7 protein-coding genes are annotated in these 7,069 nt (G+C 68.2%); all 7 read left to right on the top strand.

The window, feature by feature from the left end; all coding sequences use genetic code 11:
• Nucleotides 1–245 precede the first annotated feature (245 nt).
• A complete protein-coding gene (locus VGV13_03545) occupies nt 246–1,718 on the top strand; it encodes an extracellular solute-binding protein (GenBank protein ID HEV8640153.1) in 1,473 nt (490 codons plus the stop codon).
• A gap of 124 nt (nt 1,719–1,842) precedes the next feature.
• Nucleotides 1,843–2,667, top strand: a complete 825-nt coding sequence (locus VGV13_03540; GenBank protein ID HEV8640152.1) for a sugar ABC transporter permease — start codon at nt 1,843–1,845, stop codon at nt 2,665–2,667.
• Complete coding sequence (locus tag VGV13_03535; protein ID HEV8640151.1) at nt 2,664–3,587, top strand: carbohydrate ABC transporter permease; 924 nt, start codon at nt 2,664–2,666, stop codon at nt 3,585–3,587. Before VGV13_03540 ends, VGV13_03535 begins: the two co-directional genes overlap by 4 nt.
• Nucleotides 3,588–3,597: 10 nt before the next feature.
• Complete coding sequence (locus VGV13_03530) at nt 3,598–4,668, top strand: ABC transporter ATP-binding protein (GenBank protein HEV8640150.1); 1,071 nt, start codon at nt 3,598–3,600, stop codon at nt 4,666–4,668.
• Complete coding sequence (locus tag VGV13_03525; protein HEV8640149.1) at nt 4,665–5,417, top strand: SDR family NAD(P)-dependent oxidoreductase; 753 nt, start codon at nt 4,665–4,667, stop codon at nt 5,415–5,417. Before VGV13_03530 ends, VGV13_03525 begins: the two co-directional genes overlap by 4 nt.
• Before the next feature lie 84 nt (nt 5,418–5,501).
• Nucleotides 5,502–5,969, top strand: coding sequence for a hypothetical protein (locus VGV13_03520; protein ID HEV8640148.1), 468 nt, complete (start codon nt 5,502–5,504; stop codon nt 5,967–5,969).
• A 163-nt stretch (nt 5,970–6,132) separates the two neighbouring features.
• Nucleotides 6,133–7,069 (top strand): cyclase family protein (locus VGV13_03515; GenBank protein ID HEV8640147.1); only part of this gene is annotated, 937 nt, incomplete at its 3' end.

The raw sequence follows: 7,069 nt of genomic DNA, 5'->3' as shown, positions 1-7,069 counted from the left end.
ACCTGCACGCTGATGGTGCCCTCGGTGGACCGGATGCTCGAGGCGATCGGCAAGAACGCGCTCGGCATCGAGACCGGGATGCTGAACGTCGCCGGGGCGCCCCCGCGCACCTGAGCGCGCGGGCGGCTTGGCCACGCTTCGGTCGCGCGCCGCGTGTAAAGGGGCTCTCGCGACGGAATGGGCCGCCGACCGGAACCAGGGAAAGACAGCGGGGCGCGCCGCGCCCCCGCCCGGAGGAGGAGACGATGCTGAAGCGTGGGGTGGCAGGAGCCATCGTGCTGCTGGTCGCCGCGGTGGGGGTCGCGCAGGCGCAGACGGTGCCGGGGGCGACCGTCGAAGAGCGGGCCGTCAACGGCGCCAAGGCCTACCTCAAAAAGCTAGGCGTGGAGAAGCTCGATCTCACCATGATGATGGTCTCCCTCTTCGCCAAGGCGCAGCCGAAGTACCTCCACGAGTGGGAAAAGCTCACCGGCATCCGCATCAAGACCATCGAGTACGGCTACACCGAGATCCCGGCCAAGATCATGGCCGATGCGGTGGCCAAGACCGGCCAGTACGACATCTACAACCATCAGATGTACATGCTGCCCGACGCCGTGGAGTCGGGCGTCGTCATCCCGCTCGACGACTACGCCGCGAGGGGCAAGCCGTACTTCGACGACATCCCGAAGACGCTCCGCAACGAGATGTCCTACAAAGGCAAGCTCTACACGTTCTTCACCGACGGCGACCAGACCATCCTGGCCCTGCGCAAGGACCTTCTCGACCTGCCCCAGGCTCGCGCCGCCTTCAAGGCGAAGTTCGGCCGGGAGCCCGGCTGCCCCGACACGTGGAAGCAGTGGGAGGAGCTGGCGTCGTTCTTCAACGGCAAGAAGGGCGAGAACTTCCACGGAATGACCCTGGAGAAGGACCTCTACGGCGCCCAGGAGTACCGCTCGCGGGAGTTCGGCTACCGGTGGTGGCAGGGCCGCTTCTCGTCGAAGAACAAGCTGATGTTCGACCGCACCATGAAGCCGCTCATCGACGGCCCCGAGGGCATCGAGACCACCCGCGAGATGGTCTCGCTCACGAAGTACATGCCCCAGGACATCTTCGGCTGGGGCACCCCGCAGAACTACCCGTTCTTCGCCCAGGGCAACTCGTTCTCGATTGCCACCTTCCCCTCCATCGTCGGCTACGCGCAGAAGGCGCAGGGCACGGTGGTGTCGGGCAAGGTGCTGAGCTGCGTGGTGCCCGGCAGCCTGGTGAAGGGCAAGCTCGTCCGGCGCTCCGTGCAGCCGGCCGGCACCAATTACATGGTTAGCAAGTACGGCAAGCACCCGGAGGCCGCGTACTGGTTCCTGCAGTGGTTCACGGGGCCCGAGGTGGGCAACCGTGCTGTGTCCGACCCCGACGGCTTCTGGGATCCGTTCCGCCCGGGCCAGGTCAACGATCAGCGCATCGTGGCCAAGTACGGCGAGCAGTACATGAAGGTCACGATGGAGAACGCCAAGATCGCGGTGCCCATGGTCCCGCTCCAGGGCAACCGGGAGTACTTCGACGCGCTGGACGTCAACCTCCAGGAGGCTTTCCACGGCCGCATCACGCCCGAGGACGCCATGAAGCGCACGGCGCGCCAGTGGGAGAAGATCACCGAGGACATCGGGCGCAAGAAGCAGATCGAGGCCTGGAAGAGCGTCGTGCAGGCCGGCTCCTACTTCGACGCCCAAGGGTACTGAGCTGGCGACGATCGCCGCCACGCGCCCGCGGCGCGTCACCCTCAGGCAGTGGCTGGAGCGGGAGAGCGTCTTTCGCGTTCTCCCGCTCGTTCCCGTCCAGCTCCTGATCCTGTCGCTCCTGGCGGTGCCGTTCTTGCTCACCATCTACATCAGCCTGCTCCGGTGGCGGCTCACCCTCGGCTTCTGGACGGCGGCGCCGTGGGGCGGCTTCACCAACTTCGCCGATGCCCTCACCGACGAAGGCTTCCTCTACGCGGTGCTCCGCACATTCGTCTTCGCCGCCTGCGCCGTCGCCTTCGAGTTGCTGATCGGGTTCGGCCTCGCGCTGCTCACCTACCGCGAGTCCCGCGGGCGGCGGTTCTATCTCACCGTCTTCCTCATCCCCATGATGATCATCCCCGTCGTGGTCGGGTACGACTTCTCGATGCTGCTGGTGGACACCGGCCCCCTCAACTCCGTCCTGAGCGTGCTCACCGGCCAGGACGTCCGCATCCGCTGGATGTCCGACTACCGCGCGGCCCAGGTGGCCGTCGTCATCGCCGACATCTGGCAGTGGACGCCGCTCACGTTCCTGATCTTCGTCTCCGGGCTCTCGGCGCTGCCGCCCGAACCGATCAAGGCGGCGCGGGTCATGGGCGCCACCCGCTGGCAGGTCTTCCGGCACGTGCAGCTGCCGCTGCTGAAGCCCGTCATCGTCATCGCCGTGGTGATCCGCGCCATGGAGGCGCTGAAGATCTTCGACATGCCGATGCTGCTCACCCAGGGCGGGCCGGGCAACGCGACGGAGACACTCTCGATCTTCCTCTGGCGCAACGCCTGGGGCTTCAACAAGATCTCCTACGCGGCCGCGGCCTCGCTGCTGGTGCTGGCGCTCTTCAGCGGGGTGATCTTCCTGTCCATCTGGCTTCTCAAGCGCGAGCGTGCGCAGCTCGAGGAGGTCCGCGCGTGAGGCGGCGGCGCGCGGCCGGAGTGCTCCGACATGCCGTGCTCGTCGCCTGGGTGCTCGTCGTCCTCTTTCCCGTGTTCTGGATGGTCCTGACGTCGTTCAAGGACGCCGGCGACTGGGTGAGCTGGCCGGCGCGCTGGGCCCCCTTCGTGGACTTCGAGCCCACGCTGCTGAACTACCGCCAGATCTTCTACATCGGCGGCACGACCCAGTCCGGGGAGCTCCGGCGCGAAGCCGCCGAGCAGGCCTACGTCATCTGGAAGGGTGTCGCCGACAGCGTCGTCATCGTGACCATCGCCTCGGTCGCCTCGCTGCTGCTGGGCTCGGCCCTGGCGTACGCGATCTCGCGCTTCCGGACGGGCGGCCGCAACTACCCCTACACGATCCTGACCATCCGGATGCTGCCGCCGATCGTGGTGGCCATCCCGATGCTGATCTACTACACGACCATTCCCGAGCTCTTCGAGAGCCTCCTGGGCGTGCGCGTGGAGTTCTTCGACACCTACTATGGCCTGGTCCTCCTCTACATCGTCACCACGCTGCCCTACGTGATCTGGATGATGCTGGCCTTCATCGACGAGGTGCCGCGCGAGCTCGAGGACGCCGCCCGGCTGATGGGCGCCGGGCGCCTCGCCACCCTCCGCAAGGTGGTCTTTCCCCTGGTGGCCTCGGGCATGATGGTGACGCTGCTCTTCGTCTTCATCCTGAACTGGAGCGAGTTCCTGCTGGCCCTCACGCTGTCCCAGCCGAAGGTGCTGACGCTACCCGTCCTGCTCAACAAGTTCCAGTCGGCGGTGGAGGGCCGGCTCTACGGTCCCCAGGCGGCCATCGGCACCGTGGTGACGATCCCGGTAGTGATCTTCGGCTTCCTGATCCAGAAGCACCTGGTCAAAGGCTTCAGCTTCGGCATGATCCGGCGGTAGCGGCGCAGACATGGCCAGCGTCCGGCTCGAGAACCTCAGCAAGACGTTCGGCGGGAGCGTCGAGGCCGTGCGGGACCTGAACCTCGAGGTCGCCGACGGCGAGTTCGTGGTCTTCGTCGGCCCCTCGGGCTGCGGCAAGACCACCACCCTGAACCTCATCGCCGGCCTGGAGCGGCCGACCGCCGGCGACATCTACATCGGACCCGACCGCGTGACTGACTGGGAGCCGCGCGATCGCAATCTCGGGATGGTCTTCCAGAGCCTGGCCCTCTTCCCCCACATGACGGTCTTCGAGAACATCGCGTTCCCCCTCCTGATCAAGAAGGTCCCGGCCGCCGAGATCGCCGCGCGGGTGCAGGCGGTGGCCACGACGCTGCACGTGGCCCACCTGCTCGCCAAGCGCCCGGCCACGCTCTCCGGCGGCGAGGCCCAGCGCGTGGCCCTGGCCCGGACCATCATCGTCCAGCCGGACGTGTTCCTCATGGACGAGCCGCTGTCCAGCCTGGACGCCAAGCTCCGGGTGGAGATGCGCACCGAGCTCAAACGCCTGCACGCCTCGCTGCGGGCCACCTTCGTGTACGTCACCCACGACCAGGCCGAGGCCATGACCATGGCCGACCGCATCGTGGTCATGCAGGGCGGCCTGATCCAGCAAGTGGGGCCACCGCTGGAAATCTACGGTGACCCGGCCAACCGCTTCGTGGCCGGGTTCTTCGGGGTGCCGGCCATGAACTTCGTGGAAGGCGAGCTGCGGGCCGACGCCGGCGGCCTTCGCTTCCGGGCCCCGGCCCTGGAGCTGATGGTGCCGCCGGGCCGGCACGCCGGGCCAGCCGTCCTCGGCGTCCGTCCCGAGCAGGTGCGCCTGGCCGAGCCCGGCGGCGGCTGGCCGGCCACGGTGAGCCTCATCGAGCCGATGGGCGACGAGACGCTCGTCTTTCTCGATTACGGCGGCCCGGCGTCGCTGGTGGCCAAGGTGGACGCGGAGGAGAAGATCGCGGTCGGTGATCGCCGGCCGTTCGGCTTCAAGAGCGAGAAGCTCGTCTTCTTCGACGGGACGACCGGCGGGAGGATCCTGCGATGAGGTTCCCGGGACGGGTCGTCATCGTGACGGGCGCGGGCCGAGGGATCGGACTCGCCCTGGCCCGGGCCTTCGGGCGGGAGGGCGCCCGGGTGGCGGCGCTCGACATCGACGCCCCCGGCGTGGAGTCGCTCGCCCGCGAGCTGGGCGAGCGGCGCGTCGAGGCGATGGCGCTGAAGACCGACGTGACGGTCGGCGCCGAGGTGCGGCACGCGGTCGACGCGGTCATAGCCCGCTGGAGCCGGATCGACGTGCTGGTCAACAACGCGGGCGGCTTCTCGGTCATGAAGAAGACGGAGGAGATCGCCGACGACGAGTGGGAGGGGATCGTCCGCTTCAACCTCACCAGCGCGTTCCTGTGCGCCAAGGCGGTGCTGCCCATCATGAAGCGCCAGCGGGGGGGCCGCATCGTGAACCTGTCGTCGATCGTGGGGCGGGGCGGCGCCGTCACCGTCACCTCCCACTACGCGGCGGCCAAGGCGGGCGTCCTCGGCTTCACCCGGCAGCTGGCGCGCGAGGTCGGCCCCGACGGCATCACCGTCAACGCCGTGGCGCCGGGGACCGTGGCCACCGAGCGCTTCAAGGCCCTGCGGACGCCGGCGGAGGTGCAGGAGTTCACCGAGAGCATCCCCTTGCGACGGGTGGCCCAGCCCGAGGAGATCGCCGAGTGCGTGCTCTTCCTCGCCTCCGACGCCGCCGGCTACATCACGGGCGCGGCCCTCGACGTCAACGGCGGCCTGGTGATGATGTGAGCGCGGCCGGGGGACGGCGGTGGGGCGGCGTACGGTACCGGATACGATTGACACGAGCGCAGGGCCCGAAGAAAGTATGGGTCCATGGCTCCGGACGCGCCCGACCCCGCGTTCGATCGGCTGCGACGCGAAATCCGAGAGGACGTGCAGGCGCTCGTCGCCGGCGTCGAGACGCGCCTTGGGCAACGCATGGAGGACCTCGGCGCGCGTCTTGGCCAGCGGATCGAGGACGTCGACGCGCGTCTTGGCCAGCGGATCGAAGACGTCGACGCGCGCCTCGACGCGGTGGACGTGGGGCTCCGGCGGGATGTCGCCGCGGTCAACGCAGGGCTCCGGCAGCACGTCGATGCCGTGGAATCGCGCGTCCGCCGACACTTCGACGTCGTGGCGGAGGATCTCGTCTCCAAAGTCCAGCTCGTGGGGGAGGGGCTCGGCGCGCTGGACGAAAAGGTCGAGCGCTTCTGCGACGACGTCCGCGACGAGTTCGCCAAGGTCGATCGGCGGTTCCTGCATCTCGAAGCGCGCGTCATCTCCGCGCTGGAGCGTCGCTAGTGCCGTTCCAACTTGTTGATACTAAATCTGTCCACCAACGACGTACACGGTGCCTTCCTAGGCGCGAATAGTTGGAACGGCACTAGACGCCATCGTCGACTGGCCGGCCGGACGCGGCCGGCTCACTTGATGCGTTCACACACTCCGGGGAGGACAGCCGTTCATGGCCGACATCGTGCGTGACACCGGGAAGAAGTGCTCCAACTGGGGCCAGTGGGGGTCGGACGACGAGCTGGGGACGTTGAACTACATCACGCCCGACATGATCGTCAGGGCCACCCGGCTGGTCAAACGCGGCGTGACCTTCTCGCTGGCGATCCCACTCGACAGCACCGGACCGCAGATCAACCAGCCGCGCCGCTTCAACCCCATTCACCGCATGATCCTGACCGGTCCCGACTTCACCACCGGCGCCGTCAAGCGCCCGGGCGGCGTCGGCTTCGCCGACGACATGGTGATCATGGCGCTGCAGTGCGCGACCCAGTGGGACGCGCTCTCCCACTGTTTCCTCGACGGCAGGCTCTACAACGGCTACGACGCCAACCTGGTCGGGAGCGAAGGCGCGAAGAAGAACGGCATCGAGAAGATGGCGCGCCACATCGTGGCCCGCGGCGTCCTCCTCGACATCGCCCGCGCGAAAGGCGTCCCCTGGCTGGAGCCGAGCTACGCGATCACCGTGGACGATCTGGAGGCTGCGATCCGGGCCCACCAGGTGACGGTGGGCACCGGCGACGCCCTGCTGGTGCGGACGGGGCAGATGGCCATGTGCCGCGCCCGAGGCGGCTGGGGCGATTACGCCGGGGGCGATGCGCCGGGCCTGTCCTTCCACACCGCGGAGTGGCTCCACGCCAAGCAGGTGGCCGCGCTGGCCACGGACACCTGGGGCATGGAGGTGCGCCCCAACGAGATCCCCGACACGTACCAGCCGCTCCACCAGATCCTCATCCCGCACATGGGGATGCTCGTGGGCGAGATCTTCGACCTGGACGCCCTGGCGGCCGACTGCGCCCGGGATCGCATCTGGGAGTTCCTCTTCGTGGCGCCGCCGCTGCCCATCACCGGCGCCGTGGGCACGCCGGTGAATCCCTTCGCCGTGAAGT

The sequence above is a fragment of the Candidatus Methylomirabilota bacterium genome (assembly GCA_036001065.1).
In the GTDB taxonomy this organism is placed as follows: Bacteria; Methylomirabilota; Methylomirabilia; order Rokubacteriales; family CSP1-6; genus MNEF01.
Note: the sequence above shows the minus strand (reverse complement) of the source record. Positions and strands in the feature narration are given on the sequence as shown.